Source organism: Delftia tsuruhatensis NBRC 16741, assembly GCF_001571325.1.
Taxonomy (GTDB): domain Bacteria; phylum Pseudomonadota; class Gammaproteobacteria; order Burkholderiales; family Burkholderiaceae_C; genus Comamonas; species Comamonas tsuruhatensis.
Genome location: NZ_BCTO01000010.1, coordinates 46,729 through 73,601 on the forward strand (window position 1 = coordinate 46,729; position 26,873 = coordinate 73,601).

The 26,873-nt window shown below is 64.4% G+C and carries 22 protein-coding genes; 13 read left to right on the forward strand and 9 right to left on the reverse strand.

The genetic code is table 11. The annotated features are described in order from the left end of the window. Positions 1-7: 7 nt before the first annotated feature. Positions 8-1,897 (reverse strand): sulfate adenylyltransferase subunit CysN, encoded by a 1,890-nt coding sequence (gene cysN, locus DTS01S_RS03285; RefSeq protein ID WP_061287349.1) that lies wholly within the window; start codon positions 1,895-1,897, stop codon positions 8-10. Then, entirely contained in the window at positions 1,897-2,835 is a 939-nt protein-coding gene (cysD, locus tag DTS01S_RS03290; protein WP_217649256.1) for a sulfate adenylyltransferase subunit CysD, read from the reverse strand. The genes cysN and cysD overlap by 1 nt, the downstream gene beginning before the upstream one ends. A gap of 576 nt (positions 2,836-3,411) precedes the next feature. Between cysD and cysQ the strand changes: the two genes are divergently transcribed. Beyond that, positions 3,412-4,215 (forward strand): 3'(2'),5'-bisphosphate nucleotidase CysQ, encoded by an 804-nt coding sequence (gene cysQ, locus DTS01S_RS29390; protein WP_074931613.1) that lies wholly within the window; start codon positions 3,412-3,414, stop codon positions 4,213-4,215. Further along, the gene (locus DTS01S_RS03305) at positions 4,208-4,990 is read left to right on the forward strand and encodes a sulfite exporter TauE/SafE family protein (RefSeq protein WP_061287353.1); all 783 of its coding nucleotides are present in this window, start codon (positions 4,208-4,210) and stop codon (positions 4,988-4,990) included. The genes cysQ and DTS01S_RS03305 overlap by 8 nt, the downstream gene beginning before the upstream one ends. 3 nt (positions 4,991-4,993) lie before the next feature. On the opposite strand, the gene DTS01S_RS03310 is transcribed toward DTS01S_RS03305, so the two are convergent. The 3 genes from DTS01S_RS03310 to metK all read right to left on the reverse strand — a co-directional run bounded on the left by DTS01S_RS03310 (position 4,994) and on the right by metK (position 10,274). Then, the gene (locus DTS01S_RS03310; RefSeq protein WP_061287354.1) at positions 4,994-6,838 is read right to left on the reverse strand and encodes a glycosyltransferase; all 1,845 of its coding nucleotides are present in this window, start codon (positions 6,836-6,838) and stop codon (positions 4,994-4,996) included. A 12-nt stretch (positions 6,839-6,850) separates the two neighbouring features. Continuing rightward, entirely contained in the window at positions 6,851-8,857 is a 2,007-nt protein-coding gene (locus DTS01S_RS03315) for a tetratricopeptide repeat protein (protein ID WP_061287355.1), read from the reverse strand. A gap of 235 nt (positions 8,858-9,092) precedes the next feature. Then, positions 9,093-10,274 (reverse strand): methionine adenosyltransferase, encoded by a 1,182-nt coding sequence (metK, locus tag DTS01S_RS03320; RefSeq protein WP_017403953.1) that lies wholly within the window; start codon positions 10,272-10,274, stop codon positions 9,093-9,095. A gap of 135 nt (positions 10,275-10,409) precedes the next feature. On the opposite strand from metK, the gene DTS01S_RS03325 reads away from it, so the two are divergent. Together DTS01S_RS03325 and DTS01S_RS03330 are read left to right on the forward strand one after the other, a co-directional pair. Continuing rightward, the gene (locus DTS01S_RS03325) at positions 10,410-11,261 is read left to right on the forward strand and encodes a lysophospholipid acyltransferase family protein (protein ID WP_034364844.1); all 852 of its coding nucleotides are present in this window, start codon (positions 10,410-10,412) and stop codon (positions 11,259-11,261) included. Then, complete coding sequence (locus DTS01S_RS03330; RefSeq protein WP_017403955.1) at positions 11,258-12,124, forward strand: lysophospholipid acyltransferase family protein; 867 nt, start codon at positions 11,258-11,260, stop codon at positions 12,122-12,124. The genes DTS01S_RS03325 and DTS01S_RS03330 overlap by 4 nt, the downstream gene beginning before the upstream one ends. Here DTS01S_RS03330 and DTS01S_RS03335 read toward each other — a convergent pair. The 3 genes from DTS01S_RS03335 to zwf form a co-directional block, all read right to left on the reverse strand. Further along, positions 12,118-13,029: an alpha/beta fold hydrolase gene (locus DTS01S_RS03335; RefSeq protein WP_017403956.1), complete on the reverse strand. Its 912-nt coding sequence runs from the start codon at positions 13,027-13,029 to the stop codon at positions 12,118-12,120. The two genes, DTS01S_RS03330 and DTS01S_RS03335, sit on opposite strands and share 7 nt — an antisense overlap. A 45-nt stretch (positions 13,030-13,074) precedes the next feature. Next, a complete protein-coding gene (gene yihA, locus DTS01S_RS03340; protein ID WP_017403957.1) occupies positions 13,075-13,836 on the reverse strand; it encodes a ribosome biogenesis GTP-binding protein YihA/YsxC in 762 nt (253 codons plus the stop codon). Between the two features lie 217 nt (positions 13,837-14,053). Then, positions 14,054-15,508, reverse strand: coding sequence for a glucose-6-phosphate dehydrogenase (zwf, locus tag DTS01S_RS03345; RefSeq protein WP_016445520.1), 1,455 nt, complete (start codon positions 15,506-15,508; stop codon positions 14,054-14,056). 154 nt (positions 15,509-15,662) lie between these two features. Between zwf and pgi the strand changes: the two genes are divergently transcribed. Further along, positions 15,663-17,207 carry a glucose-6-phosphate isomerase gene (gene pgi / locus DTS01S_RS03350; protein WP_026062014.1) on the forward strand — a complete coding sequence of 515 codons (1,545 nt, stop codon included), beginning with the start codon at positions 15,663-15,665 and terminating at the stop codon, positions 17,205-17,207. Positions 17,208-17,230: 23 nt separating this feature from the next. Here the strand turns inward: pgi and DTS01S_RS03355 are convergent, their stop codons facing one another. Further along, positions 17,231-18,133, reverse strand: a complete 903-nt coding sequence (locus DTS01S_RS03355; protein ID WP_174538856.1) for an SMP-30/gluconolactonase/LRE family protein — start codon at positions 18,131-18,133, stop codon at positions 17,231-17,233. Positions 18,134-18,364: 231 nt separating this feature from the next. On the opposite strand from DTS01S_RS03355, the gene DTS01S_RS03360 reads away from it, so the two are divergent. The 8 genes from DTS01S_RS03360 (at position 18,365) to DTS01S_RS03395 (ending at position 26,867) form a co-directional block, all read left to right on the forward strand. Continuing rightward, entirely contained in the window at positions 18,365-19,675 is a 1,311-nt protein-coding gene (locus DTS01S_RS03360; protein ID WP_016445523.1) for an ABC transporter substrate-binding protein, read from the forward strand. A 35-nt stretch (positions 19,676-19,710) separates the two neighbouring features. Beyond that, entirely contained in the window at positions 19,711-20,568 is an 858-nt protein-coding gene (locus DTS01S_RS03365; protein ID WP_016445524.1) for a carbohydrate ABC transporter permease, read from the forward strand. 4 nt (positions 20,569-20,572) lie between these two features. Continuing rightward, the gene (locus DTS01S_RS03370; RefSeq protein ID WP_047217121.1) at positions 20,573-21,394 is read left to right on the forward strand and encodes a carbohydrate ABC transporter permease; all 822 of its coding nucleotides are present in this window, start codon (positions 20,573-20,575) and stop codon (positions 21,392-21,394) included. A gap of 23 nt (positions 21,395-21,417) precedes the next feature. Then, entirely contained in the window at positions 21,418-22,470 is a 1,053-nt protein-coding gene (locus DTS01S_RS03375; RefSeq protein ID WP_061287357.1) for an ABC transporter ATP-binding protein, read from the forward strand. 62 nt (positions 22,471-22,532) lie between these two features. Beyond that, positions 22,533-23,972, forward strand: a complete 1,440-nt coding sequence (gene dalD, locus DTS01S_RS03380) for a D-arabinitol 4-dehydrogenase (protein ID WP_061287358.1) — start codon at positions 22,533-22,535, stop codon at positions 23,970-23,972. 1 nt (position 23,973) lies between these two features. Further along, on the forward strand, positions 23,974-24,942 hold the full coding sequence (locus DTS01S_RS03385) for a carbohydrate kinase family protein (RefSeq protein WP_046986469.1): 969 nt from the start codon (positions 23,974-23,976) through the stop codon (positions 24,940-24,942). Between the two features lie 62 nt (positions 24,943-25,004). Then, positions 25,005-25,937 carry an AraC family transcriptional regulator gene (locus DTS01S_RS03390; protein WP_061287359.1) on the forward strand — a complete coding sequence of 311 codons (933 nt, stop codon included), beginning with the start codon at positions 25,005-25,007 and terminating at the stop codon, positions 25,935-25,937. A gap of 279 nt (positions 25,938-26,216) precedes the next feature. Continuing rightward, positions 26,217-26,867 carry a c-type cytochrome gene (locus DTS01S_RS03395; RefSeq protein ID WP_016445530.1) on the forward strand — a complete coding sequence of 217 codons (651 nt, stop codon included), beginning with the start codon at positions 26,217-26,219 and terminating at the stop codon, positions 26,865-26,867. Positions 26,868-26,873 lie beyond the last annotated feature (6 nt).

Consider the following 26,873-nt stretch of genomic DNA (forward strand, 5'->3'; position numbering starts at 1 on the left):
TTGGTGTTTAGGGCATTGTTTTTTGTATTATGAGATCTGTTGACTCTTGAACGGATGTTGACTCGCTGTTGAGTGTCATGAAAGGGGTCGTCGGAATTTCATAAGGGCTGCTAATGCCTGTCATATTGGGTAGCTTCCCTTCTCTGGCCTTTTTATAGAGACCTTTGGGATCCCTTTTCTCGCAGGCATCTAGGGACGCTGACAAAAATATCTCAAAGAAATCCTTTTCGCCAATCAATTGCCTTGCCATCTCCCTTTCTGCACGAAATGGGCTGATGAATGCTGTGATGACGATCATCCCGGCATCCATCATCAGTTTTGCCACCTCGGCAACTCGCCTGATATTTTCTACCCGGTCCGCATCGGTGAACCCAAGGTCCTTGTTGAGACCTTGGCGGACATTGTCACCATCCAAAATATATGTGCGTTTTCCCTGGGAAAATAGTTCTTTTTCCAAGGCATTGGCCAGGGTGGATTTCCCCGATCCCGAGAGACCCGTGAACCAGATCACTTTCCCACTATGCCCGTTGAGCCTTTCCCTGTCCTGACGCGTGATGCTTAGTGCTTGTCTGTGCACATTCTGGGCGCGGCGCAGGCTGTGGTGTATCAAGCCTGCGGCTACGGTGGCATTGCTGAAGCGGTCCACCAGGATGAATGCACCCAAGGTACGGGAATGCTTGTAGGTATCGAAGGCCAATGGGCGAGTCAGGGCCAGATTGCATACGGAAATGTCGTTGAGTTTCAACTGCCGGCATGACTCATGGGCCAGGCTATTGATTTCCACCCGATATTTGATCGTTGTTATGGATGCTCCGGTCCACTGGTTTGACAGCTTGAGGTCATAGTTGCGTCCCACGAGTCCCGCATCCTCATGCATCCAGACAAGGGTGGCTTCAAACTGGTCAGTTATCTCCAGAGACGCATCCGGCGCAGTAAACATGTCACCCCGCGAGGCATCTACTTCCCTGTCGAGCACTAGTGTCACGGCGTCTCCTGTGCCTGCGTTTGGTAGGTCTCCGTCGAAGGTCACCAGCCTATCGATTTTGGCCGTCTGCCCGGATGCGCACACACGCACGCTGTCCCCCACGGAGATTTGTCCGCCGGCCACCGTTCCGCTGAAACCTCGAAAATCCGCATGCGGCCTGTTCACCCATTGCACCGGAAAAACGAACCGTGTATCCATTGGTCGTGATATGGCCGCGGTTTCCAGATAGCCAGCAAGTGTGGGTCCGGAATACCAATGCATATTTGCTGACCTACTGATTACGTTGTCTCCACCCAACGCACAAATTGGTATCGTTGACACGCTTTCAAAACCAAGTTTGTCGGAGAGCTGCTTAAAGCTGCTTGTAATTTGCTGGAAAGTCTCGGCGCGAAAGCTGACGAGATCCATTTTGTTGATGGCAACGGCTACATGACGTATACCCATCAGAGATGCTATATAGGCATGGCGCCTTGTCTGCGGGACAACACCTTTTCTCGCATCGATGAGTATGATGGCCAGATCGGCAGTGGAGGCCGCTGTGACCATATTACGCGTATATTGCTCATGGCCCGGTGTGTCCGCTACGATGAATTTTCTGCGCGCAGTCGAGAAGAAGCGATAAGCAACATCGATAGTGATGCCTTGTTCGCGTTCGGCAGTTAGACCGTCGACGAGCAGGGCAAAATCTAGCTGCTCTCCCTGCGTTCCGTACCGCTTGGAATCTGCTTGCAGAGTTGTCAATTGATCATCGAATATCTGCTTAGAGTCGAAAAGCAGGCGCCCGATCAAAGTGCTTTTCCCGTCATCGACGCTGCCGCAGGTGATGAATCGCAACAGATCTTGCTGGTTCTGGGTGTCAATCCATTCGTGGAGCTTGACCTGAGATGGGCCTTGTTCTTGTTTTTTCGACATCAGAAGTATCCTTCCTGTTTTTTTCTTTCCATGCTTCCTGCGCTGTCACTATCAATTTTTCGGCCCTGGCGTTCTGATTGCCTGGATTGGATCAGCTCGAGCAGAATGTCTTCTATGTTTTCCGCTTCCGATTCCACAGCGCCTGTCAGTGGATAGCAGCCTAGCGTCCGGAAACGAATTTTTCTGATCTGTATGGATTCGCCTTCAGTGAGTCGACACCGATCGTCATCGACCATCATGATCATCTCAGGCCGCACCAGCACGGCCCTGGGCTTGGCGAAATACAGTGGAACAACGGGGATATTTTCCTGGTAGATGTACTGCCAGATATCCAGTTCAGTCCAGTTGGACAAAGGGAAGACTCGTATGCTTTCACCTGGGTTCTTGCGGGCGCTGTAGAGATTCCAGAGCTCTGGCCGTTGACTCTTGGGGTCCCAGCGGTGGGATGGACTTCGAAAGGAGAAAATCCGTTCCTTGGCTCTGGATTTTTCCTCGTCGCGTCTTGCTCCTCCAAAAATTATGTCGAACCGATGCTGATCTATTGCCTGCTTCAGTCCTTCTGTTTTGGTGATATCGGTGTGCAGGGCAGAGCCATGGTCAAAGGGATTGATATTCTTGTGTATGGCTTCTGGATTGATATGCACCAGAAGCTGCATCCCGCTTTCGCGCGCCATACGTTCCCTGAACATATACATTTCCTGGAATTTCCACCGTGTATCCACGTGGAGCAGAGGAAAGGGGGGCGGAGCTGGGAAAAACGCCTTGCGGGCCAGATGCAGCATCACGCTACTGTCCTTGCCTATGGAATAGAGCATGGCGGGGTTCTGTGCTTCGGCCACCGCCTCGCGCAGGATGTGGATGCTTTCTGCTTCAAGGTGTTTCAGATGCGGGCTACCACAAGGGCGCGGACGTCGTGGCCTATCGTCGGGATAGGGCAGGGCATGGTAGGCGTGCTCGACCCAACAGGTGCCTGCCGGCTCGGGTTGACCACGCAAGAAGCCGACCAGCTCGCCGTGGGGGAAGAGCGTGATGGACTTGCCCAGGTGTTGCTGAAGGCGGGCGATGGCTCCGAGTACGGCAATGGGACTGCATACGGGCAGCGGCAACCAGAATCTGCCTCCCCTTGCATCATTGAGATGCAGGCAGGGCTTGCCGCCCGGCAACGGGGCCAGTTGGGCGAATAGCACGCGCTCTCGTTTTTTACGAGCCTGTTCCAGGGCCCATACGATGACCAGGTTCTTCGCAGCCCGTCCCAGCTCATCCCGCAGGCCGGTTGCATCTAGTTCATGCGGGAGGAAATCCATCGATTGCAGGCGTCGCTCGGCAGTTCGCTTGGTGTCAGCCAAGCCGAGGCCGCGCAGGTGCTCATAGGCGGTCTGGGTATCCCAGACACGCTCATGCTCCAATCCTTGAAGCGAAGATGATTTTGTCGCATTTTGCATTTTTCTGGGATTTTCGCTGTGTTGACCAGTTGATGTGTTATATTTTTTTGTGTTTAAACGTATTTTTACATTATGCGTCAACTCGAGGTCGAGAGGTTGCTACCACGGGTCGTGGAGCTGGCATGCCGGGCTGGCGAGCAGGTCATGGCGGTGTACGAAGAGGGACGGCTTGAACTGCAGAGCAAGGCAGACAGCAGTCCCCTTACGCGGGCCGATATCGCTTCGCACCAGTGCTTGGCCCAGGGGTTGGCAGATTTTGGGCTGGGCTGCCCTGTGGTCTCGGAAGAGGATGCGGTCTCTGTGAGCGAGCGCTGCGATCAGGGCCATTTCTGGCTCCTTGATCCCCTGGACGGCACCAAGGAATTCATCGCCCGCAATGGAGAATTCACTGTAAATGTTGCCTTGATCGAGGCTGGACGGCCGGTGCTCGGTGTAGTGGTAGCTCCCGCTTTGGGCCAGATCTATTGGGCCGCCAAGGGGCTGGGCGCATTCCGCTCCGTATCTGGTGTGGTGGACCGCATCCACGTTTCCAGGGCCTTAGCGGATGGATCCGCTGCGGCGCCGTTGCGTGTCGTGGTCAGCAAGAGTCATCTGGATGAAGATACGCAGGCTTTCATAGGTAACCTGGGTCGAACAACTCTGTTGCAGGCCGGAAGTTCTCTGAAATTCTGTCTCGTGGCCCAGGGACTGGCCGATGTGTATCCGCGTCTGGCTCCCACCTGCGAATGGGATACGGCGGCCGCCCAGCTGATTCTTGAAGAGGCCGGAGGAGTCGTGATCGATCTGGAAGGTAAATCCTTGCGCTACGGGAAACGGGAGGTGCTCAATCCCTCCTTCATCGGTGCCTGCTCGCGGGATGTAATTCCTCATGCTTGACGGCGCCTACGTGTTGGCCGGTGCGCTGACGGGGGGTGTGGTCGGGCTTACCGGTGTGGGAGGCGGCGCGCTCATGACGCCCGTGCTGCTGGTCTTCTTTGGCGTGGCGCCAGCGACTGCAGTAGCCACGGACCTGTGGTTTGCTGCAATTACCAAGGTGTTTGGCGCTGGAGCCCACCATTCCGCCGGCAATGTGGACTGGCAGGTTGCCCGCCGTCTGTGGTTGGGCAGCATTCCTGCGGCGCTGGCGGCTATGGCATGGGCGCATGGGGGGCACGCTTTTGCAAGGCTGGATGGGCTCAGCCGCCTGATAGGTGTAGCTGTGCTGCTGACCAGTCTGGGCCTGGTGTTGGCTCCTTGGCTGGCGCGAAGACTGGAAAATGGGTGGTCCGGGCGGCCAGTCAGACGGCCAGTTCGCGCCCAGGCAGCACTGACGGTGCTGGCGGGCGCATTGGTAGGTGTCTGCGTTTCCCTGACATCCGTGGGCGCGGGCGCGCTGGGTAGTCTGGCACTCATGTGCCTGTATCCCCTGCGCATGCACTCCCACCGTCTTGTTGCCACGGATATCGTTCACGCCATCCCCCTGGCTTTGGTCGCCGGTACTGGCTATCTGCTGGCGGGCATGGTTGACTGGCCTATGCTCCTGAGCCTGCTGGTGGGCTCCGTTCCGGCCGTGCTGGTCGGAAGCCGCGCGGCGGCGAAGCTCCCGCCTCGCCTGCTTCAGCTGTGCCTGGCTTCAGTGCTTCTGGTTGTGGGTCTGAAGGTGATCGTCTGAAGGCTAGATCCGGGGCTGAACACTGCGCCGGCCATGCGCAATGCTGAGAAGTGATGATACGGCGGCGTAACGGACGGCGTTGGCCCAGGAGCGGAAGATTTTCGACCGGTCTGTTCTTGCAGTGTGCAGCGGCAGAGCCACTTCGGCGATTTCCAGGCCTTGCCTGCGCATGAGCAGCAAAGTCCCGATGTCCTGGTAGTCGAGCATTGTGGCTTCGGTGGAGGTCGCAACCTCCAGTGCCTGCCGGTTGTACAGCCGGAACCCAGACACAAAATCCCGCAGTCCAAACCCCGTCAACCAGCGAAACCACTGCCACGCGATGCGGCGCACCAGGCTGTTGCGCTCCGCGAAGTAGGCTACGACCATGTCCGCCTGCTGGCGTTGTGCCAGCAGCGTGGGCAGCTCCTCCACCTCATAGCGACCTTCAGCGTCGATGGTGACGACTGTCTGGAACCCATGGGTCTGCGCATAGCGCAGGCCGGTCTGCAGGCTGCCCCAATTGGTCATTGCCAGCAAGGGGCGCAGCACCCTGGCACCGCATTGCTCGGCTTCATGGCAGGTAGCATCCGTGCTGCGGTTGTCCACGACGAGCACGCTGGCCTCGACCAATGCATGCACGCGACGTATCAGGTGCGCAATCTCGGCTTCGTTGTTGCGCGTGGAAATGACAACCAGCAAGTCCTGGCGTGCTCTTGCCGGGCGGGTGTCGGGTGCCAGGCTGCGGTAGTGGCGCGCCACGCTTCGTTCACAGGGGCCGATGCTGAAAAACCGATGCAAGGCCTTGTGGCCCGATTGGCCCAGTCGTTGCCTGAGGGCCGTGTCGTGCTGCAGGCGAGCAATGCTGCTGCGCCAGGCATCAATGTCTTCAAACGGTACATGCAGGCCGGCGTGTGAGTGGGCGACCACCCAGGGCATGCCCGAACCGGGAAGGTCGGTGACCAGGCAGGGCTTGCCGTGCAGCATGGCCTCCAGCAATACGATGCCGAAAGCTTCCGTGCGTTCGCGCGAGGCAAGACAGAAGATGTCGCATTCTGCAAACAAGGCATGTTTTTCCTCGTCCGATACCGAGCCCATCAGTCGCACGCAGACCTGTCTGCCCTCTGGAGTGCATTGGCGTATCAGCTCTTCCAGGGATGCTCGCAGCTCTCCTTCTCCCGCGATCAGCAACTCCACGCCTGGCATGGCCGAGGCGGCTCGGATCAAGGTCTCGAAGCCTTTGTAGTAGGTCAATCGGCCGATGGACAACAGGCGCAGCCGGGTGTCGGGGCGCCAGCCTTGGCCGTGCTGCAGCGGTGCTGGTGCGGGAATGGTTTCGAGGTTCAGGCCCAGCGGAACGATCTCGCATTTGCTGCGCCAGGTACGCAGGGCATTGCTGGCCTCAAGATAGGGTGGCGACGTTGCGAATACCTGTTGGGCGCGTTCCAGCAAGGCCTGCTCGAACGGCCGGTACAGCATGTAGGCCAATGCCACGGACCACTTGATGTTGGACACCACCACATCGGAGTGCCAGTGGATGACCCAGGGCACGCGCCGCGCGATGGGCAGGGTCAGTGCCCAAAGCGCCGAGTTGTTGGGCAGATGCAGGTGCAGTACGTCGGGCTGAATGCGTTCGATGGCGCGGCCCAGTGCGCGCCGGAATCCCATGGCCATGGGGGCATAGACCAGATTGAATTGAACGGGCACGCGTTCCAGCCAGGCGGGATCATCTGGCTCCGGATCACCATGGACCAGGGCATGGGCATCGACACCCTGGCGTCGTTGCTCGTGTATCAGGTCGGCCAGAAAGACTTCCATGCCGCCCCGGTAGGGAGGGAAGAATTTACCGACGTGAAGTATGCGCAGGGCCATGGCGGACAGCGCCTACTTCGTCGTCTGAGGCTTTGCGGTAGCCGGGCTCAGCTGATTGCGGACCTGCCGGTACTGCGGATTCTGTGGCTCCAGGCGTATTGCCTGATCCAGACTCTTCAGTGCTTCCGGCAGGTTGCCCAGGCCGTGATAGGCCATTGCACGCCCGTAGAAAGCGGGCGCGCTGGGGCTGCGAGCAACCAGTGGTTCCAGCAGCTCTTTGGCTTGAGCGCTATCACCCTGGCCGACAAGGGCCAGCCCCAATCCGACGATCAGGCGAGGGGCGTTTGGCGAGGTCTGCAGCAGAGTTCGGAAGTCGTCGGCTGCAACTTTGTATTGCTGCGCACCTATGGCCGCCTCTGCGCGTTTCAGGCGCAGCGTCTGCTCCATTTGCTTGGCGTTGGCACTGTCTTCAGTGGGCTCGCCCAGGGCGCGCGAGTATTCCTCGAATGCTGCGCGCAACTGGCCTGTGGCCATCAACGCTTCGGCTTTCTGGTAGTACAGGGCTTGGCCATTGAAGCCTTTGGCCTGGGCTGCGGCAAAGGCATTGAGGGCTTCGGGGAATTTCTTTTGCTGGGACAGAACGGCACCCATATTGAACAGCGCATTACCGCCCAAGTCTCCAAGTGCGTTGGCCGTGGCGAAGTCTTGCAGCGCCTGGTCGAGCATGCCCTTGTCTGCGTGTGCTGTTCCTACGTTCAGGAAGGCACGGCCACGTCCCACGGCATTGGCGGGGGCTTTTTTGTCGATTTTTTCAGCGGCATCGGCCCAGGATGTGCCTGCATCCTGCAGAGAGAGCACGCGTTCGAAAGCGAGGGCTCCGAACACCACGCCGATGACGATGCCGACGATGTAGAGGGTGCGTGGCTTGACCCCCGTCAGCGCAATGGCCGCCAATCCCGGGATGGCCACAGCCCACAGATAGCTGCGATACAGCACGAAGGGGTCCTGCAGCCAGACCGTGGCGAATTCGGTCGCATACCAGAGCAGGGGAAACAGGAGGCAGAGCGCGACCAGGCCAATGACACCGGGACGCCTAAGCACGGCCCAGATTGAGCAGGCCAGCAGGGCCAGGTAACCGAGCGCGCCGGCCAGGTGCCAGATCGAGCCGAAGCCGAGAGGAAATGCCGGTCTCAGGTCGATGGACATCCAGCCCACATAGGGAACGATCCACAGAAAGCCATAGGCAAAAAACAGGGCCGCTTCATTGAGGATGCTCAGGGGATAGATCTGTGAGGTGATCCCGGGCCGAAGGGCTTCCAATTGCCTTGCATAGCCTTGGGATTGCTCGTCGAAAATCTGGCCCACCAGACTGCCGAAGAAATGAAAGACTGCCGCCGAGGCAACGGCCAGCAGCAGCAAGGCCATTCCCACAATGACCATGGCAGCCTTCAGGCCGGGGCGCCGCACAAAGATATAGAGCGGCACCACCATGGCGACCGTCAGAAAGGCATGCTCCTTGGACAGGATGGCGAGCACATAGCAGATCAATGCCGCGATATGCCAGAGGGCTCGCCCGCCCTGAAGCCCGCGCACAAAGGCCCAGCATGCCAGAACGGCAAAGAGCGTTGCCATGACGATGGATCGCTGCACCAGGTATCCAACGGCGTAGACCGCGACGGGGTTGAGCGCGAAAAGGACCAGGCCCAGTTGCAGGGCTGCATCGCGCGACGCGTGGAAGTGGGGTTGCTCCTCGATGTCGTGCGGAAAGCGCGTCTGTGTCAGCAGTGCCTTGAACAAGGCATAGAGAGCCGCCACGGTCGCGAGATGCAAGGCGATATTGAAGACACGCTGCTTCCACCAGCCGTCTCCGAAAATCTGTTCGACCCAGACGAAGCTGCCATACGACAGCGTGCGCTGCTTGAAGTCCAACAGGCGGCCATAGTTGCCGAAAATCGTTCCATCCGTCAGACGCATATCGTCGAACAGCAGCCCGTTGTTCAGGCCGGGCAGATACACCCCCAATATGGCCAGCAAAAGAAGGGCACTGAACCAGTAAATCGCTTTGGAGGGGGCAGCCATTGCTTCTTGTCTTGTCTCGGATGTGGCGGAACTTGGAATGGTGGGCCGGGAAATGGCCGCTCTTGGGAAGAGCGCAGGCAGTTTACCAGCCGAGCAACCCGCTACCGCAGCCTGCTGCGCCGGTTTGACGTGAGTGTTGTGAGAAGGCTCGAGATGAAAAAAGCCCCATGCTGCGTCAGGCGCGGCATGGGGCCGGGAGGCCATCAGATGGGCGTGAACGCCCCTGGCATTTTGCTTACAGGCCAGCCGCAGCACGCAGCGCCGCTGCCTTGTCCGTCCGCTCCCAGGTGAACTCGGGCTCTTCACGGCCGAAGTGGCCATAGGCAGCGGTCTTGCTGTAGATCGGGCGCAGCAGGTCCAGCATCTGGATGATGCCCTTGGGACGCAGGTCGAAGTGGGCGGCCACCAGCTTGGCAATCTCGGCGTCGGGGATGACGCCCGTGCCTTCGGTGTAGACCGTGATGTTCATCGGGCGTGCCACGCCGATGGCGTAGGCCACCTGGATCTGGCACTGGCGCGCCAGGCCGGCGGCCACGATGTTCTTGGCCACGTAGCGCGCGGCGTAGGCGGCGCTGCGGTCCACCTTGGTCGGGTCCTTGCCGCTGAAGGCGCCGCCGCCGTGGGGGCAGGCACCGCCGTAGGTGTCGACGATGATCTTGCGGCCGGTCAGGCCGCAGTCACCCTGGGGGCCGCCCACGACGAAGCGGCCCGTGGGGTTGATCAGGTACTTGGTGTCCTGCAGCCACTCGGAGGGCAGCACGGGCTTGATGATTTCCTCGATGATGGCTTCGGTGAAGCTGGACTTCATCCTGGTGGCCGATTCCGACTGGTCGGGGCTGTGCTGGGTGGACAGCACCACGGTGTCGATGCTGTGGGGCTTGCCGTCCACGTAGCGCATGGTCACCTGGCTCTTGGCGTCGGGGCGCAGGAAGGGCAGGCGGCCGTCCTTGCGCAGCTGGGCCTGGCGCTCGACGAGGCGGTGCGCGTAGTAGATGGGCGCGGGCATCAGCTCGGGTGTCTCGTCGCAGGCGTAGCCGAACATCAGGCCCTGGTCGCCGGCGCCGGTGTTGAGCTCGTCATCGCTGGCCTTGTCCACGCCCTGGGCGATGTCCTGGCTCTGCTTGTCGTAGGCCACGAGCACGGCGCAGCCCTTGTAGTCGATGCCGTAGTCGGTGTTGTCGTAGCCGATGCGCTTGATGGTGTCGCGTGCGACCTGGATGTAGTCGACGTTGGCGCCCGTGGTGATCTCACCTGCCAAAACCACCAGGCCCGTGTTGGTCAGTGTCTCGGCCGCCACGCGGCTGTACGGGTCTTGGGCGAAAATGGCGTCCAGGATCGCGTCAGAGATCTGGTCGGCCACCTTGTCCGGATGGCCTTCAGAGACGGATTCCGAGGTGAAAAGAAAATCGTTCGCCATGTGAATAAACTCCTTGGTTGCAGCTTTTTTTGATGGGCGTTGCCCAAGCTGCAGGAGCCCTGGCGAACGCTTTAGCAGACTTGTTTTACGTCGCTCTGCAAGTTGCTCAGTTAACTCAGCGACCCGCACATTTTAATGCCTTCCTTGTTCCGACTGTTTGCTGCACTGCCTTTGTGGCTATTGCACCCCCTTGGCGCGCTCATCGGCTGGGTGGCTTTCGTGGCCTCCGGCACGTACCGGCGCCGCTTTCTGGCCAATGCCCGCCAGGCCGGCTACGGCTTCGGCGCCGTGGCGCCGGCCGTGGGGCACGCGGGGCGCATGGTGGCGGAGCTGCCGCGCATGTGGATGGGCAGGCAGCCGAGCTGCCAGATGCACAACGAGGAATGCGTGCGCCGGGCCTACGCTGCCGGGCGCGGCATCATCTTTCTGACGCCCCACCTGGGCTGCTTCGAGCTGTCGGTGCAGCATGCGGCACGGCAATGGTCGGCCGAGCATGGCGCGATCACCATTCTTTACCGGCCCGCGCGCCAGCCCTGGCTGGCCCGCGTCATGGAGACGGCGCGCAACCGCCCCGGCGTGCAGGCCGTGCCGACCACGCTGGCTGGCGTGCGCCAGATGATCAAGGCGTTGCGCAAGGGCATGGCCGTCGGGCTGCTGCCCGACCAGGTTCCGCCCGAGGGGCAGGGCGTCTGGTCGCCGTTCTTCGGCCGTGATGCCTATACGATGACGCTGGCGGCGCGCCTGGCGTTGCAGACGGGGGCCGCGGTGATCGTGGCCCGTTGTGAGCGCTTGTCCTGGGGGCGGGGCTATGCGCTGTATCTTGAGGAGTTGCCCGTGCCCTTGTCCGAGAATCTGGAAGCTGCGGTGCAGCAGATCAACGAGGCGATGGAACACACCATCCGCCAATGCCCGCAGCAGTACCTGTGGGGCTATGCGCGCTACAAGCAGCCGCGCCGTGAAGCAGCTGCCGGCGAGGTGGGTGCATGAGCGGGCGCATCGGCGTGTGGCTGATGCGGTCGCTGGCGTGGATGCCGCTGCCGTGGTTGCGGGGGCTGGGTGCGTTTCTGGGGCGGCTGCTGTTCGTGCTGGCCGCGCCGCGCCGCAAGGTGGCGCTGCGCAATCTGGCGATGTGCTTTCCCGAGCTGACCGAGGCGCAGCGCGTGGATCTGGCGCGCCGCAACTTCATCGTCTTTTGCCAGACCTGGCTGGACCGCAGCTGGCTGTGGGCGGCGCCGCGCGAGGTGGTGGCCGAGCGCGTGAAGCTGCAGGGTGCCGTGCATGAGCTCGATGGCGATACCCCGACCATCCTGTTCGCGCCGCATTTCTACAGCATGGACGCGGGCGGGCTGGCCTTGCCTCTGCACACCACGCGGCCCTTCACCTCGATCTTCTCCACCCATCCGGACCCGGCGGTCGATGAGTGGTTCATGTCGGGGCGCCAGCGCTTTGGCGACGTGCGCATGCTCAACCGCGCCGACGGGGTCAAGCCCATCATCTCCAGCCTGCGCAAGGGCGGTTTGCTGTACCTTTTGCCCGACATGGACTTCGGTCGCAACGACTCGGTCTTCGTGCCTTTCTTCGGCGTGAACGCGGCCACCATTCCCTCGCTGTCGCGCTTCGCGCGCCTGGGCCGGGCCAAGGTGCTGGGCATGTACACGCGCATGACGCCCACGGGCTACGTGGCCGAGATCACGCCGGCCTGGACGGATTTCCCCACCGACGATGTCGAGGCCGATACGGCCCGCATGAACCGTGAGCTGGAGGCGGCCATCCGCACCATGCCCGACCAGTACTACTGGGTGCACAGGCGCTTCAAGACCCGGCCCGAGGGCGAGCCCTCGGTCTACTGAAGGGGGCGGGACAGGAACTGCTCCAGCGCTTGCCGCACCGCATCGGGCTGCTCGTGCACGACCCAGTGCGAGGTGCCGGCCAGGTGCTGCACCGTCAGGCGCGGCACCCACGGCTCCAGACCTTCGACCAGGGGAGGCTGCAGCGCCGGGTCGCTGTCGCCCCAGAGCACATGCGTGGGCACGCCGATGTCCAGCATCTCGGGCGGCAGCCTCAGGTTGCGCAGTGCGTCGGCTGAGGCCGGATCTTCGGGCCGGGGCGGCACCAGGGGACTGGCGCCGTAGTAGTGGCAGGAGCCTTGCACGCCCAGGTCCCAGTGCTCGCGGTAGCGCTGCTGCAACTGCGGCGTGAGCCATCCGGGCAACTCGCCCTGCGGTGTGCGGAAAAATCCCAGCATGCGCTGCCAGTTGTTGTCGGCCAGCAGGGCGGGCGCGTCGGGGCGGCGCAGGAAATGCATGTACTGGCTTGCGGCCTGCTGCACGGGGTTGTGCAGCAGTTCGCGCAGAAAGGCGCCTGGATGCGGGGCGTTGAGGATCATCAGCCGCTGCATCAGCCCGGGATGGCGGTTGGCGAGACCCCAGGCCAGGGCACCGCCCCAGTCGTGGGCGATCACGCAGGCTGCGGGTGCGCCAGGGCTTTCGATGGCGATCAGCGCCGCCAGATCCTGCAGCAGGTGCTTGGCCTTGTACTGCTCCACACCGGCCGGCTGGCTGGAACGGCCAAAGCCCCGCAGATCGGGGGCGACGCAACGCCATTGCGTGCCGAACTGCTCCAGCATGCCTTCCCAGATGAAGCTGCCTTCAGGAAAGCCGTGCAGGAACAGCAGCAGTGGCTGGCCGGGTTCGCCGCTGACGCGGCAGTGCAGATGGATGCCGTGAGGCAGCTCGCGAATGCAGGTGGTCACCATGTTGCGCTCCTTGCGGGGCGCTGGCTACACGAGCGCCTCCAGGCGCTAATCTTGGGGGCTGTCGGTCGCGGCGGGCGTCGCAGTTGCGACGTTCGCGACGTCGGCGGGCCCGTCCGTGGCCGCCGGCGGATTCAGGCCTTCGGGATGACTCCAGTGCCACAGCAGCTGGGCCACCTCGTCCACGCCCTGCTTCTTGAGCGCGGAGAACATGCGCACTTCGCCACCACCGGCGTTGAGCCGCGTGATGGACAGCACCTTGGCCTGCTCGGCGCGCGTGAGCTTGTCGGCCTTGGTCAGCAGCACGAGGAATTTCAGGCCTTCCTGCACGCGCGGGCGCATGGCGTCGAGCAGGGCTTCGTCCAGCTCCGTCAGGCCCAGGCGCGGATCGCACAGCAGCACGATGGCCGACAGGCTTTCGCGGCTGACCAGATAGTTCAGCATCACGCGCTGCCAGCGCTGCTTGTCCGTGCGCGAGACGGCGGCATAGCCGTAGCCGGGCAGGTCGGCCAGCACGGCGTCGGTCACGCCCTGCTTGCCCAGGGAAAACAGGTTGATGTGCTGTGTGCGGCCAGGCTTCTTGGAGGCGAAGGCCAGCTGCTTTTGTTGCGTCAGCGTGTTGATGCAGGTGGACTTGCCGGCGTTGGAGCGGCCCACGAACGCGATCTCGGGCACATCGACCTTGGGAAGATGGTGCAACTGCGCAGCTGTCGTCAAAAAGCGCGCCGTGTGCATCCAGCCCATGGCCAGCTTGGGATCGATCAGGGAGGAAGTGGGGGCGGCATCGCCAGCCGGCGCAGCAGGATTCATGGTGTGGTCAGTCTCTCGGGGCCTCATTGTAGGTTCCCCCATGGAACCGGCGCGCCCAGCGGGCTATAGGCAACGGTGCTGACAAAGCGTGGCGCATGAAACTGGCGCACTCCAAAGTCGGAGACAGCGAGCAAGGGCCGCCCCGCCGCGAAGCTGTCGTCCCCTCCCCCGCGAAGCGGGCAGAGAGGTGGAAGGCGCGCAGCGCCTCAGGGGGAGCCTAAACCTCTTCGCTCCAGCAAAAGCCATCCCTCGCAATCATGGCGCTGGCTGCGCTGGGCCCCCAGCTGCCCGCCGCATAGCCGCGCGGCCCCGAGGTGTCGCTGCGCCAGTGCTGAAGGATGGGTTCCACCCAGCGCCAGGCCTGCTCCTGCTCGTCGCTGCGCACAAAGAGGTTCAGCCTGCCGGCGATCACGTCCAGCAGCAGGCGCTCGTAGGCGCCCACGCGCTTGGCACCGAAGCGCTGGTCGAAGTCCAGGTTCAGGTGCACGGGGGCCAGCGAAGGCTCGGCCTGCTGCTGGGTGGCGCCCTGTGCCAGCAGGTGCAGCTCCAGCCCGTCCTTGGGCTGCAGATTGATCACCAGGCGATTGGCTTCGGACAGGGGCGAGCGGAAGATCGGGTGGGGCACGGGCCGGAAGTTCACGACGATGCGCGCGTCCCTTCCTGCCAGCCGCTTGCCGGTGCGGATGTAGAAGGGCACGCCGGCCCAGCGCCAGTTGCAGATCTCGGTGCGCAGGGCGACGAAGGTCTCGGTCTGGCTGCCCGCCGCCACGCCTTTTTCCTGCTGGTAGGCCGGCACGGGCTGGCCCTGGCTGGCGCCGGCCAGGTACTGGCCGCGCACCACGTGCTGGCTCAGGGTTTCCGGCGTCCAGGGCCTGAGCGACTGCAGCACCTTGAGCTTTTCGTCGCGGATGGCATGGGCCGATGCGTTGATCGGCGGCTCCATGCCGATGGCGCACAGCAGCTGCAGCGCATGGTTTTGCACCATGTCGCGCAGCGCGCCGGTCTGGTCGTAGAACGCGCCCCGGCTTTCCACGCCCAGTTCCTCGGCGATGGTGATCTGGATGTTGGCAATGGTCTCGCGCCGCCACAGCGGCTCGAACAGCGCATTGCCAAAGCGCAGCGCCAGAAGGTTCTGCACAGAGGGCTTGCCCAGGTAGTGGTCTATGCGGAACACCTGCTCTTCGCGCAGCACCTTGCGCAGCGTGGCATTGATGGCCTGGTTGGAGGCCAGGTCGTGGCCCAGAGGCTTTTCCAGCACCACGCGGGTGCGCGGGCCGTTCAGGCCCACGGCGGCGATCTGCTCGCAGACCGTGGTGAACAGGCTGGGGGCGGTGGCCACGTACATCACCACCGTTTCTGCGTCGCGCGCGGCCAGCGCCTGTGCCAGCTTCCCGTAGTCGGCGGGCTGCGACAGGTCCATGCGCAGGTAGTGCAGCAGGTCTGCGAAGCGGGCGAATTCCTCGGGGCTGGGGCGCTTGGACAGCTCGACGCCGTCAAAGCGCGACTGGATGAGGGCGCGGTACTGGTCGTCGCTCAGGTCATCGCGGGCCACGCACAGGATGCGGCCGCCCTCGGGCAGGGTGCCGTGGCGAAACGCCTGGAACAGCGCCGGCATGAGCTTGCGCCATGCCAGATCGCCCGTGCCGCCAAACAAGACCAGATCGAAACCCATGTTGCCTCCCGAGGTGAATATTTTGGTAACTGAGTTACCAATTTTTGAGGAAATCGAATAAATTATAGAGGCATAACGTCATTTGATTGAAGCTTCAGATGATGATTGTTGTAATTTGATTACTTCTCTGCAAGCAGCCCTGTCGGTGAACCCCATGCTTATCCGTTGCGATCACGCCCTCGCCTGGCCTCTTTTGCAAAACCACGCCCGGGCCGTGATGCCCGAGTTCGACCTGCGCGGTGCCTTCGCCTCTGACCCCGCCCGGTTCGCGCGCTTCAGCCAGGAGGCTCCGCACTGCTTTGCGGACCTGTCCAAGAATCTGTGGGACGCGCAGGCCGAAGACCTGCTGCTGCAGCTGGCCCGCGATTGCGAGGTGGAGCGCCAGCGCGACGCCATGTTCGCGGGCGAGGCCGTCAACTCCACCGAGGGGCGTGCGGCGCTGCACACGCTGCTGCGCCATCCGCCCGGCAATGCGCCGCCGGGCCTGGCCTGGGCGCTGGCCCAGGTGCACGAGACGCTGGATGCCATGCTGGCCTATGCCGAGCGCGTGCGTGCGGACGCGGACATCACCGACGTGGTGTGCATGGGCATAGGCGGATCGGGTCTGGGGCCGCAGATGGCGGTCCAGGCGCTGCAAGGCCTGGGCGATGCGCGCCGGCGCATGCACTTCGTCTCGAACGTGGATGGCCACGCGCTGCAGGCCGTGCTCGTGGGCCTGCAGCCGCGCAGCACGCTGTTCATCGTGGCCTCCAAGGTGTTCAACACGCAGGAGACGCTGACCAATGCGCGCAGCGCACTCGACTGGTTCCACGCAAACGGCGGCAGCGAGGTGTCCCGCCATTTCGTCGCGCTGACCACCCATGCCGCTGCGGCGGCGCAGATGGGCATCACCACCACCTTCGGCTTCTGGGACTGGGTGGGCGGGCGCTATTCGCTGTGGTCGTCCATCGGACTGCCGGTGGCCGTTGCCGTAGGCGCTGCCGCGTTTCGCGCCATGCTGGCCGGTGCGCACGCCATGGACATGCATTTCCGCACGTCGCCGCTGCAGGCCAATCTGCCCGTGCGCCTGGGCCTGCTCGACGTCTGGTACCGCAATCTGCTGGGCTTTGGCAGCCGCTGCATCGCGCCCTACCACGCAGGCCTGCGGCGCCTGCCGGCCTATCTGCAGCAACTGGAGATGGAGAGCAACGGCAAGCGCGTGGACCGGCAGGGCCGGCCGCTGGCGCTGGGCTCGGCACCCGTGCTCTGGGGTGAGCCCGGCACGGATGGGCAGCATGCCTTCTTCCAGATGCTGCACCAGGGCAGCGACATCGTGCCGCTGGAGATCATTGCGGTGAAGCAGGCTTCGCACACCTTGCCAGGCCACCAGGAACAGTTGCTGGCCAACGCGCTGGCCCAGGCCCAGGCCCTGATGCAGGGGCGCGCCAGCGAGGACGGGCACCGCCATTTCCCCGGCAACCGTCCCAGCAGCTTCCTGCTGCTGGACGCGCTCACGCCTGCGGCGCTGGGCGCGCTGGTTGCGCTGCAGGAGCACCGCGTGTTCGTGGCCGGCGCGCTGTGGGGCATCAACAGCTTCGACCAATGGGGGGTGGAGCTGGGCAAGCTGCTGGCGCGTGACCTTCAGCTGCGCCTGGGCAATGGCGACATGGCGGGGCTGGACGCCTCCACCGCCGGCCTGCTGCAGCGGCTGCGGGCCTGATGGCCTGAGGGCCTGGCCCCGCTCTACGCCTCCCGGAAACAGTTGACCGGCAGCCCTGGCACCTCGACGCGGCAATGCATCAGCGCCCCGGCAGGCACGGCGGCCCGGCGTTCTTCCTCGGGGCGGCCGTGCGAGGCGGAGGTGATGTAGAGCGTGCGCAGGTCTTCTCCGCCCAGGCAGACCATGGTGGGGCAGCGCACGGGCGTCTCGATGCGCTGCACGACTTCGCCCTGCGGGTCCAGCCGCAGCACGCAGCCGCCTTCGTACATGGCCACCCAGTAGTGGCCCCGGGTGTCGACGCAGGCACCATCGGGCCGGCCGCCGTACAGGCGCCCTTGCGTGCGGGGCGCGAAGGCCTTCCACAGTGCGCGGGCCCCCAGCGTGCCGGTGTCCAGGTCGAAGGCAAAGCGGTCTATGCGGTGTGCGGGCGTGTCGGCCCAGTACAGCCATGCGTCGTCGGGGCTGAAGGCCAGCCCGTTGGCCGTGGTGCAGTCGCCTGCCATGCGCTGGACCGCGTAGCCGCCGTTGTCCAACGCGCGCAGGCACCACAGTGCCGCCTCGGGCGCGGTCTTGGGCGCGAACAGGGAGCCGGCCCAGAAGCGGCCGGCTCGGTCGCAGCGGCCGTCGTTGAGGCGGAACTGGCGTGGATCGTGGTCCAGGCCGGCCAGCATGGTGATGTGGCCGGTGGCCGGATCCAGCAGGCCGAAGCCGTCTCGCAGGCCGATGACGATGCGGCCCTGGTCCGTGGGCGCGCAGCAGCCGGGCTCGCTGGGCGTGGCCCAGCTTTGCTGCTGGCCGCTGGCCGGGTCCCAGGCATGGATGCGCAGGCCCTGGATATCGCACCAGTAGAGCCGGCGATCAGCGGGGTGCCAGAAGGGCGATTCGCCCAGGGCGCTGGGAGGAACCGGGGCGATCTGCATGGCCATGGTCTGCTCGCTGGAAGTCATGGCCAGCATTCTAGGAGCGGCTCCCGCCAGACCGCTGCTCGCAGATAGTGTGTTGCGCAGATCAGGGATATCTCTAGCCATGCATGTGCATAGAAGTATCAGCGGCCGGGCTGCCCGTACCAATGCACCCGCAGGCCTGTCCCCACAATCGGTCACCAGCGGCAGGGATGGACCGCGAAGACCACAGCATTCATTGCGAAGGAGACAGACATGCACAGCTTGCTCAGGGCGGGCGCGGCGCTGGCCGTGGCCGCATCGGCCGCCGGCGCACAGGCCGACACCGAACTCGTGATTGCGACCGTGAACAACGGCCACATGATCGAGATGCAGAAACTCTCTGCCCGCTTCGAGCAGGCCCACCCCGGCATCACGCTCAAATGGGTCACGCTGGAAGAGGGCATGCTGCGCCAGCGCGTGACCACCGACATCGCCACCAAGGGCGGCCAGTTCGACGTGATGACGGTGGGCCTGTACGAGGTGCCGATCTGGTCAAGGAATGGTTGGCTGCTGCCGATTGCCACCGATGCCGCCTATGACGCAGACGACTTGCTGCCTTCCATCCGCAAGGGCCTGTCGCACGAGGGCAGGCTCCACGCCCTGCCGTTCTATGGCGAGGCATCGATGCTCATGTACCGCCGTGATCTGGCCGAAAAGGCGGGTTTCACCATGCCCGCGCAGCCGAGCTGGGAGCAGGTGCGGGAATTTGCCGCCAAGGCCCATGATCCCAAGGCTGGCGTCTACGGCATCTGCCTGCGCGGCAAGCCGGGCTGGGGTGACAACATGGCCCTGGTCACCACCATGGTCAACACCCACGGTGGCCAGTGGTTCGACATGCAATGGAAGCCGCAGCTGGACACACCGGCCTGGAAGAAGGCGGTGGGTTTCTATGTGGAGCTGCTGAAGTCCTACGGGCCGCCCGGCGCATCGGCCAACAGCTTCAACGAGAACCTGGCGCTGTTCAACGAGGGCAAGTGCGCGGCCTGGGTCGATGCCAGCATTGCGGCCTCGTTCGTGGGCGATCCACGGCAGTCCAAGGTGGCCGGCAAGGTGGCGTATGCGGCCGCTCCCGTGGCCTCCACGCCCAAGGGGGCGACATGGCTGTGGACCTGGAACCTGGCCATTCCCGCCAGCTCCAGGAAGGTGGATGCGGCCCAGGCCTTCATCAAATGGGCCACTTCCAAGGAGTATGTGCAGTTGGTGGCGCGCGAGCATGGCTGGCGCGCCGTTCCCACGGGCACGCGGCAGTCCACCTATGCGAGCGCCGAGTTCCAGAAGGTCGCGGACTTTGCCGGCGCCGAGAAAAGCGCCATCGACAGCGTGAGCCTGAGCGATGCGACCGAGCCGCGCTCACCCTACATCGGCGTGCAGTACGTGGCCATCCCCGAGTTCCAGGCCATAGGCATTGCCGTGGGGCAGCAAGTCAGTGCGGCGCTGTCGGGCAAAGCCACGGTGGAGCAGGCGCTCAAGACCTCGCAGACCCTGGCGGACCGCGAGATGAGGAAAAGCGGCTACTACAAGTGATGGCTGCCTCGATGCTTCGACCAAGCCCCGCGCCCATGACGCGCCTGCTGCCCCGCGCGCTCATGGCTCCCGCCGTGGCCGTGCTGCTGTGCTGGATGCTGGTGCCGCTGCTGATGACGGTGTATTTCTCGTTCGTCGACTACAACCTCATGCAGCCGGGCGGCCACCCCTTCGTGGGCCTGCGCAACTACGAGTTCTTCGTCACCGACCCGGACTTCATGCCCGCCGTGCGCCAGACCCTGGTGTTCCTGGCCAGCGTGGTGTCGATCACCGTGGTGCTGGGCGTGCTGCTGGCGCTGCTGGTCAACGAGCCATTTCCGGGCCGCGGCATGGTGCGCGTGCTGCTGATCTCGCCCTTCTTCGTGATGCCCGCCGTCAACGCGCTGCTGTGGAAGCATATGATGATGAATCCCATCTACGGCGTGCTGGCCAGCCTGTGCAGGGCGCTGGGCCTGGAGCCTGTGGACTGGCTGACCGAGGTGCCGCTGCTGTCCGTGGTCATCATGGTGTCCTGGCAGTGGCTGCCTTTTGCCTGCCTGATCTTCATCACCTCGCTGCAGTCGCTGGACCGCGAGCAGATGGAGGCGGCGCGCATGGACGGCGCCAATGCCCTGCAACGTTTCCACCACCTCACGCTGCCCCATCTGGCCCGCCCGATGGCGGTGGTGGTGATGATCGAGATGATCTTCCTGCTGGGCGTGTTTGCGGAGATCGCCATCACCACGGCGGGCGGCCCGGGCAACGAGAGCACCAACCTCACCTATCTCATCTACAAGCAGTCGCTGATGCATTTCGACGTGGGCGTGGCCTCTGCGGGGGCATTGTTCGCCGTGGTGCTGGCCAACATCGTTGCCGTCTTCCTGATCCGCATCGTCGGCAAGAGCCTGGACTGAGCGCATGACGGCCCCTTCACTTTCCACCGCCTTGCGTGCCGCCGCAGCCTGGGCGCTGGCGCTGCTGCTGTTCTTTCCGCTGGGCTGGCTGTTCCTGACCGCGTTCAAGACCGAGCTGCAGGCCATTGCCGTGCCGCCGCTGTTCGTGTTCGAGCCCACGCTGGCCAACTTCGGCGAGGTGCAGCAGCGCAGCAACTACCTGCTGCACGCACGCAACTCCTTGGTCACCAGCCTGGGGTCCACCCTGGCGGGCCTGGCCATCGCCGTGCCCGCCGCCTACTCGATGGCCTTCTTTCGCACGCGGCGCACACGCGATGTGCTGATGTGGATGCTGTCCACCAAGATGATGCCCGCCGTGGGCGCATTGCTGCCCATCTACGTGCTGGCCCAGGGCGCCGGCCTGCTGGACACGCTCACGGTGCTGACCGTGGTCTTCACGCTGTCCAACCTGCCCATCATGGTGTGGATGCTCTACAGCGCGTTCAAGGACATCCCGCACGAGATCCTCGAAGCCGCGCGCATGGATGGCGCCTGCCTGTGGGCCGAGTTCCGCCATGTGGTGCTGCCGCTGGCGCTGGGCGGCATTGCCTCCACGGGCCTGCTGTGTCTGGTGCTGAGCTGGAACGAGGCCTTCTGGTCGCTCAACCTCAGCAGCGCGCGCGCCGGCACGCTGGCCACGCTGATCGCCTCCTACTCCAGCCCCGAGGGGCTGTTCTGGGCCCGTCTTTCGGCCGCCTCGCTTTTGGCCATCGCGCCCATCGTGGTGTTCGGCTGGTTCAGCCAGAAGCAACTGGTGCAGGGCATGACCTTCGGCGCCGTCAAGTAGCCGCTCTTCCAACCAAGAAAACCATGGCCTATCTGCAACTGCAAGACATGCGCAAGAGCTTTGGCGAGGCGCACATCATCCGTGGCGTGGACCTCGCCATCGAGCGCGGCGAGTTCATCGTCTTCGTCGGCCCCTCGGGCTGCGGAAAATCCACGCTGCTGCGCCTGATCGCGGGGCTGGAGTCCGTCAGCGCGGGCCATCTGCTGCTCGATGGGTGCGATATCACGCACACGCCCTCGGGCCGGCGCGATCTGGCCATGGTGTTCCAGAGCTATGCGCTGTACCCGCACATGAGCGTGTACGACAACATGTCCTTTGCGCCGCGCCTGGCGGGCGTGCCGCGCAAGGAGATATTGCGCAAGGTCGGCCGGGCGGCAGAAACGCTCAATCTCACGGCCTGCCTGGAGCGCCGCCCGGGCGAGCTGTCGGGCGGGCAGCGCCAGCGCGTGGCCATCGGACGCGCCATCGTGCGCGAGCCCAAGGTCTTCCTGTTCGACGAGCCGCTGTCCAATCTGGATGCGGCGCTGCGCGGCAACACGCGCGTGGAAATCCTCAAGCTGCACCGTGCATTGGGCGCCACCACCATCTATGTGACGCACGACCAGGTGGAGGCCATGACCCTGGCCGACCGCGTGGTGGTGATGCGCGACGGCGCCATCGAGCAGGTGGGCTCTCCTCTGGAGCTCTATGACCGCCCGGCCAACCGCTTTGTCGCGCAGTTCATCGGCATGCCGCCGATGAACCTGCTGGCGGCCCATGCCGTGCCGGGCCTGTCGGCCAGCACGCAGGGGCGCTTGCCGCGGGACGGCACGCTGGGCATACGCCCCGAGGCGCTGCGCCTGTCCCGGGCAGATGCAGGTCCCAGTGATGGGGCTGGCGTCCAGGGGCGCGTGGACCTGATCGAAGCCTTGGGTGCCGACACGCTGGTCCATGTGGACGTGGCCGGCGTGCCGCTGGTGGCGCGCCAGACCGAGCGCATGCCGCTGGCCGTGGGCGATGGGGTGAGGGTGTCCCTCGACCCGGGCTGCATGCTCCATCTGTTCGACCGCGATGGCCGTGCGCTGGCGGCCTGCTGAGCCTGGCGGCCGAGCCCTGCCTTCTTCTTTCCGTCTCTTCCCATCCCTTTGTCCGGGACACCATGAACGCGACTGCCCCCTCCCTTTCCCGCCCCACGGTGCTGCACCTGGGACTGGGCTCTTTCCATCGCGCGCACCAGGCTGCCTACCAGCAGCGATTGATGGATGCGGGCGACACGCAGTGGGCGCTGGTGGGCGCCAACCTGCGCCCTGACATGGCGCAGACGCTGGACGCCCTGGTGCGACAAGGCGGTGCCTACACGCTGGAGACGATTGCGCCCAACGGCACGGTGCACTACCAGTGGATGGATGCCTTGAGCGAGGTGATTCCGTACGTGCCCGGGCTGGCCGCCGTCGTGCAGCGGGGCGCCTGGCCGGCCACCCGCATCATCTCCTTCACGGTCACCGAGGCCGGTTACTGCCTGGATGGTCAGGGAGCGCTCGACGCCGCGCATCCCGATCTGGCGCAGGACCTGGAGCGCGCACGCCGGGGAGAGGCGGGGACCACCCTCTATGGCGTGCTCTGCGCCATCCTGCAGGCGCGCCGCGCCACCGATGCCGGCCCCGTCACGCTGCTGAGCTGCGACAACCTGCGCCACAACGGCGACCGCCTGCGCTCCGGCCTGCTGGCCTTCATGCGCCAGGCGCAGCTGCATGGGCTGGCCGACTGGGCACAGCGGCATACCAGCTGCCCCAACGCCATGGTCGATCGCATCACTCCCCGCCCGCCACCTGAGCTGCGCGCGCGCGTGCTGGCCGCCACCGGCCGCGACGACGAGGCCGCGGTGATGGCCGAGCGCTTCACGCAATGGGTGATCGAGGACCGCTTCATTGCCGGGCGCCCCGCCTGGCAGACCGTGGGCGTGGAGCTGGTGCCCTCGGTGGCGCCTTACGAAGAGGCCAAGATCCGCATCCTCAACGCCAGCCACAGCTGCATCGCCTGGGCCGGGACGCTGGCGGGCCTGGAGCATATCCACGAAGGCTGCGCCGTGCCCGCGATACGCCAGATGGCCTGGGACTACGTGACCCGGGATGTGATCGCCTGCCTTTGCGCACCGGGCCGGCCCAGCCCGCTGGACCTGCCGGCCTACCGTGACACGGTGCTGGAGCGCTTTGGCAATGCGGCCCTGCGCGACACCAACCAGCGCGTGGCGGCCGATGGGTTTGCCAAGATCCCCGGCTTCATCGCGCCCACGCTGCGCGAGCGGCTGGCGGACAACGCCGCCATCGATGCCGCGGCCATGCTGCCAGCGCTGTTCCTGGCCTTCCTGCAGCGCTGGCACCAGGGCACACTGCCCTATGCGTACCAGGACCAGGCCATGGACCCGGCGGTGGCGCATGCCATCTGCGCGGCGCCCGATCCCGTGGCCTCGCTGTGCGCCGAGCCGCTGCTGTGGGGCGAGGTGGCAGGCCATCCGCAGTTGGTGGAGTCGGTGCGCCGGGCCTCGGAGCGGGTACGGGCATTTGTGGACAGAACCGAAACATGCACAAGGCGGAGCTGACATGCGCATAGCCATCGTGGGCGAGGCCCTGATCGATTTCACCGCCACGGGCGGCCTGGCCTTCCAGGGCCATGAGGGCGGGGCGCCCGCCAATGGCGCCATCGCGGCGGCACGGCTGGGGCAGGCCACGGGCCTTGTCTCGCAGCTCTCGGAGGACCTCTTTGGCGAGCGCCTGTTCGCGCACCTGCAGCGCAACGGCGTGGACATGCGCCTGGTGCAGCGCTGCAGCGCGCCCAGCACGCTGGCCTTTGTGGAGCGCGGCGAACACACCAACCGCTATGCCTTCTACATGCAGGGCACGGCCGACACGCTGTGGGCGCCTGCCGAGCTGCCGAAGTTGCCGGACGAATGCCGCATCCTGCAGTTCGGCTCCATCGCGCTGCTGCATGCGCCGGCGGGGCCGCGCATCCTGGATCTGGTGGCCGCGCAGCGCGGTCGGCGCCTCATCGTCTTCGACCCCAATGTGCGCCCCACGCTGATCCGCGATGCGCAGGCCTTCCGGCGCGACTGCCTGGCCTGGCTGGCCCTGGCCGACCTGGTCAAGCTCAGCGACGAGGATGCGGCCTTCATCGCGCCCGGCCAGCCGGTGCTGGAGGCTGCCGGGAGCTGGCTGTCGCGCGGGCCCAGGGCCGTGGTGCTCACGCAGGGGGCCGAGGGGGCCACCTTGCTGCGCGCAGGCCACGCGCCGCTGTCGGTGAGCCCGCCTGCAGTGCCGCTGGCGGACACCATCGGCGCGGGCGACACCTTTGGCGCGGCACTGTCCGTGGCGTTGCTCGAGCGCGGCGTGGAGCAGGCGCAGCAGTTGAAGTCCCTGCCAGATGCCGCGTGGCGCGAGGTGCTGCGCTTTGCGGCCACGGCTGCCGCGCTCAATTGCACGCGCGCCGGCGCCCAGCCGCCCTGGCGTGCGGAGCTGGATGCCGCGCTTGCGGGCCTGGATGCTGCGCAGGCGCAGCAGCACCACAGGGCGTAGCGGCCGCCGGTGTTACCGTGCGCCCTGTGCCCGTCTCCATCGTCCCTGATTGACCGACTGCCATGCCCAGCACACGCCGCCGCCCGCCGCGCCAGCGCCATCCCGAACTGGAGCGCGACTTTGTCCGCACGCCCGCCCTGGGCTATGAAGACGTGGAGGGCAGTGGCCTGGTGCGCTGCCTGGCGCATGGTTTCCCGAGTCCGCTGGTGCGCTGGCATTTCCATGACGAGTACGAACTGCACCTCATCACCCACACCTCGGGCCGTGCCTTCGTGGGTGACTGGATAAGGCCGTTCGAGCCGGGCCACCTCGTGCTGTGCGGGCCGCGCCTGCCGCACAACTGGATATCGTTCGACGTGCCCGAGGCCGGCGCGCCCGAACGCGATCTCGTCATCCTGTTCAACCACGATCCCATTGCCCTTGCGGCCGAGCAGATCCCCGAGATGCGCGAGGTACTGCAGCTGCTGGACCGCGCGCGCCACGGCATCGAGTTCTTCGGCATGGCCGAGGCAGCGCGCGCGCACTGGGAGGGGGTCCGGGGTGCGCGCGGCATGCGCCGCTTCGCGGCCTTTTGTGATCTGCTGTCCGATCTTTCCGAATGCACGGACTACCGGCTGCTGTCGGCCGTGCAGATGCAGGGCGTGCAGGCCGAGGCCCAGGTGGACCAGATCAACGAGGTGGTCAACCGCATCATGGCGCGCGTGAACGAGCCGCTGAGCCTGGCGGACGTGGCGGCCGAACTGGGCATGAGCGAAAGCCGCTTCAGCCGTTTCTTTCGCCGTGCCACAGGCAACAGCTTCACCGACTTTGTCAGCCGCGTGCGCATCAACAGTGCCTGCCATCTGCTCATGCAGACCGATTGCTTCATCGCCGATATCTGTTTTCAGGTCGGCTTCAGCAATCTGGCCAACTTCAACCGGCGCTTCCTTGAAATCAAGGGGATGACGCCCTCGGAATTCCGCAGGCAGGCCGAAAGCCGCTTCGGCGCGGGCTGAGGCGGGCGAGGGACCTGGAATCCGGGAAAGAAGGGGTGTGGTATTGCGCGCCACATGGGTAGAGCCCTTATTGCCGCGCTGGCACAGATCGATATGCTGGGTTGCGAAAAACACATGTTCCGCATCGGATCCGTGGCCAGTTTGTGACCACGATCAAGGAATGTGTCTTCCTCTGCGCGCAGGGGCGAAAGCAGGGTTCCTGACGATATCAATCACAGGGGGCCCCATTGTAGAATCCGCCGAATTTTGCGCTTTCAACAACAGAACCACGCCCTCGATATGAAGTTGCTTGCCTCTTTGCTGACGGCTGCCATTCTTGCTGCAGCCCCCGCCTTTCCCGCTTTCTCCGCTGGCGAGGCACCTGCTGCCCCGGCTCAGCCGAAGGCGGCCAAGGCCGATCTGGCGAAGGGCGAGGCCAGCTACACCGCCGTCTGCGCGGCATGCCATGCGGCCGACGGCAATTCGACGGTGCCCATCCAGCCCAAGCTGGCCGGCCAGCATCCCGAGTACCTGGTCAAGCAGTTGCTGGAGTTCAAGGACGACAAGCGCAAGGACCCGGTGATGAAGGGCTTTGCCAGCATGCTCAGCGAGCCTGACATGAAGAACATCGCCGCCTGGCTGCATGCGCAAAAGCCCAAGGACGGCTTTGCCAAGGACAAGGACCTGGTGGCCATGGGCGAGCGCATCTACCGTGGTGGCATCCAGGAGCGCAACATCGCCGCCTGCGCAGGCTGCCACAGCCCCAACGGCGCCGGCATCCCGGCCCAGTACCCGCGTCTGGCCGGCCAGCACGCCGACTACACTACCACCCAGCTCACGGCCTTCCGTGACGGCAAGCGCGGCAATAGCATTCAGATGACGCAGGTTGCTGCCAAGCTTAACGATCGCGAAATCAAGGCCGTGGCAGACTACATCGCTGGCCTGCGTTGATGTGCT